The sequence below is a fragment of the Roseovarius sp. D22-M7 genome, from assembly GCF_037083785.1.
Lineage (GTDB): Bacteria > Pseudomonadota > Alphaproteobacteria > Rhodobacterales > Rhodobacteraceae > Roseovarius.
In genome coordinates, this window is the sequence record NZ_JBAPKY010000170.1 from 1 (window position 1) to 1,217 (window position 1,217).

Annotated in this window: 1 protein-coding gene and 1 pseudogene; both read right to left on the reverse strand. The window is 59.6% G+C overall.

The genetic code is table 11. From position 1 onward, the window contains the following. Window positions 1-140: 140 nt before the first annotated feature. Window positions 141-485, reverse strand: a pseudogene (locus V8324_RS21915) (integrase core domain-containing protein); the annotation flags it as partial. A 373-nt stretch (window positions 486-858) separates the two neighbouring features. Then, the coding region (locus V8324_RS21920; protein ID WP_336422002.1) for a transposase at window positions 859-1,217 on the reverse strand (359 nt) is incomplete at its 5' end.

Consider the following 1,217-nt stretch of genomic DNA (forward strand, 5'->3'; position numbering starts at 1 on the left):
CGGAAATGGGCCGCCGTCAACTGTTCGAGACGGTGAAGAGAGGCGGGATCAGCCTGCTAGAGAACGTGGTCATGCCACAAGGTGTTCAGCGCTGTATCCTACCCCGTCGCCGGTCCTGGCCGGGAACGGCGACGGGGCATTCATAGCAGGGATGAGACACATAAGGTGTTCTGTCCCGGCATCTGGTGGATCGGGTCGAGCATGAAACGATCCGACTCTGAGGTCCAGACCTTGCAGATGTATTCGTATGGCGTGAGGCCGCCGAGGGTCTTGAGGCGCCTGGCGAAATTGTAGGCTGCCATGAAGTCTGTGAGATATGTGCGAAGCTGATCGTGGCTGTCGTAGTGGAAGCGTTTGACCGTGGCCTCCTTAATTGTCCGATTCATCCTCTCGACCTGGCCGTCCCTCGGGGAAACGATTCCCCGGATCGTTTTCTGATCCTCGGAATTCCACGGATGGTTGGGTTTGGTCAGTCGGTGCTCGATCCCGCGCGACCATTGTTCTTGAACCAATGGCGAACAAGGTCTCGCCCTCGCAGATCATGTCGAAGCGCATCTGTCGGCAATATGCGGTATTGCGGTTCTTGGGCTGCTCAGCGACCTGGATGCCGTAGCACCTATGGAAGGAAGCAAATCAGAGGCCATGGCGGCCTGCGCAGCCCCCAAGTAGCGCAGCAGGCGGCCATGGCCGGTACCCGCTATCTGAGATTTCGACGACACTCAGACCTTTAAGAAACGCTCTCGAGTCTCCATTAAGCAACTCAGTCCCTGTCATCCAGCAGGGCTTGAGACTCAGCTCCCACGATTCAGCAGAAAGTGGGGCTTCTTCGCGTTTTGTGTGGGTGGGTTGCATTTCCGGTTATCGGACGACAGCACGAGATGTTGTGTCGTAGGGTGATGCGGGAAGGTGCGTGAGCCGGCCGGCGACGAGGTAGGCCATGTTGATGAAGTTCCGTGTCGTGCGATAGCCGCGGGCGCGGGCCTTGGCTGCCTGGATCAGGCCGTTGATGGCTTCGACACCGCCATTAGTCAGCCGGCTGTCAAACCCGTTCAGGATCCCGTCCCAATGCGCCCCAAGCGTTCTGGCGAGCTTGCGGAACGGTGCCAGGCGGGATCGCTTCGTCCATGCCAGCCACGCGGTCAGCAGCTCCGCCGCCTCGGCCTTGCTGTCGGCCTGGGCGAAGATGTCCCGCAACTCTTCCTTCATCCGGAACGCCC